Here is a 925-nt window from a genome sequence, read left to right on the forward strand (position 1 = left end):
CGACCGACCGTGGGCTCTATCCCGAGTTCGCCGGCGATACACGCGACCAGCGCGGCTATCTCGCCTGGTCAGCCCTCTGGATGGGCCGGGCGCGCGAGCTGACCCGGCCGGGCGGAATCTGCGCGGTGTTTTCGGACTGGCGTCAGTTCCCGGTGACGACGGACGCGCTTCAGGCCGGTGGATGGGTGTGGCGGGGCATCGCAGTCTGGGACAAGACCGAAGGCGGCCGTCCACAATTGGGCCGGTACCGCGCCCAGGCTGAATTTGTGGCCTGGGGCACCCAGGGGCCGCGAGCGCTGGTCGGGCCGTGCGCTCCCGGCGTGTTCCGGGCGTCAACATCGGGGCGCAAGTGGCATATCGCCGGCAAGCCGGTCGAGCTGATGGAAGGGCTGCTGCAGGTCATGGATGGCCCCGTGCTCGATCCCTTCATGGGCTCGGGCACGGTGGGCGTGGCGTGTGCCCGCCGCGGGCTGCCCTACACCGGCATCGAGGTGGTGCCGGACTATTTCGAGATCGCCTGCCGGCGGCTTCGGGAGGCGGCCGAGGCCGCCTGATTGTGGAGAGAAAAAGGGTCTCGATCCGTCATAACGGGATCGAGGCCCGCATCCCGGAATGGCTGTTTGACATCGTGAAGGCCGCCGCGGCGATCATCGTGCGGCGCGGCGGCAGATGCCGCAGCCGTTGCAGGGCTGGCCGATGGGCGGCTTGTCAAGCATGAGCGTGGAATCCGGGGAGGCCCCAGATGCCGGCCAGCATCATGGCCCTCCCGTTATGGGCTTCAACCGGGTGATGGACCAGTTCCAAATCGCGCGCGGTCGTGCCTCTTCAGCGAGCCTTCAACATACCTTCAGCGCAGCTCCAGAATGGGGTTTCTGGCGCTGCCATCTGATCTTTCGCGCACTGCCATCTGATTTTTCGCGCTACA

Annotated in this window: 2 protein-coding genes; both read left to right on the forward strand. The window is 66.9% G+C overall.

Annotated elements, in window-relative coordinates:
* Window positions 1-554: DNA-methyltransferase (locus tag KHC27_RS14845; RefSeq protein ID WP_213340171.1), on the forward strand; the 554-nt coding region annotated here is incomplete at its 5' end.
* Between the two features lie 115 nt (window positions 555-669).
* The coding region (locus KHC27_RS14850; RefSeq protein WP_213340172.1) for a hypothetical protein at window positions 670-925 on the forward strand (256 nt) is incomplete at its 3' end.

The organism is Ancylobacter lacus (genome assembly GCF_018390635.1).
GTDB lineage: Bacteria > Pseudomonadota > Alphaproteobacteria > Rhizobiales > Xanthobacteraceae > Ancylobacter > Ancylobacter lacus.